Annotated in this window: 1 protein-coding gene; it reads right to left on the bottom strand. The window is 49.7% G+C overall.

From position 1 onward, the window contains the following. A partial coding sequence (locus VT06_RS17125; protein ID WP_161795054.1) for an MFS transporter occupies positions 1-573 on the bottom strand: 573 nt, incomplete at both ends.

A 573-nucleotide genomic window follows, 5' to 3' on the forward strand; every position in this document is an offset into this window, starting at 1 on the left:
CGATATAGGCTACTGATGGCCACATTACTGCTGGAATCAGTGAGAACACCGCACCGAGCAGAAATATCACCACGAATAGGGTAAGTGGCACCGGCGCACTGCCAATGAATGGAATTACTAAATTGATATCGGGGCCGGCCGGCAAATAGGTTACAGCTAAGAAAAGTGGCACCATTACCAAGGTTCCCGCAGCCATAAATAACGAGCGGCGGCCCACTCTATCTACCCACAACCCGAATAACGGCGTAAGAATAATTGCTGCTACAGGCAATAAGCTACTTAATAGGCCTGCTGCCTCGCGAGTAATGCCATGCGCTTGTTGAAAGTAATCAATGGCAAAGGTGCGGAATGGGAAAATTGCCGCGTAGAACACCACACAAAGTGCCACGATGTACCAATATGAAGCACTAAATTTGTACAGGCTGCGGAAATCGATTTTCTCCGCAGCTTGCGCATTGCCAATTTGAAAGCGGCCTTCAGCGCGGCGCTCCATAATCCAATATAAAATGGCGGCGGTTACGGAAATGCCGGCTACTGCAGTGGCCAACCAGAGCGGATCTTGCCAGTTTGCAT

It is taken from the genome of Arsukibacterium sp. MJ3, from assembly GCF_000987765.1.
Lineage (GTDB): Bacteria > Pseudomonadota > Gammaproteobacteria > Enterobacterales > Alteromonadaceae > Alishewanella.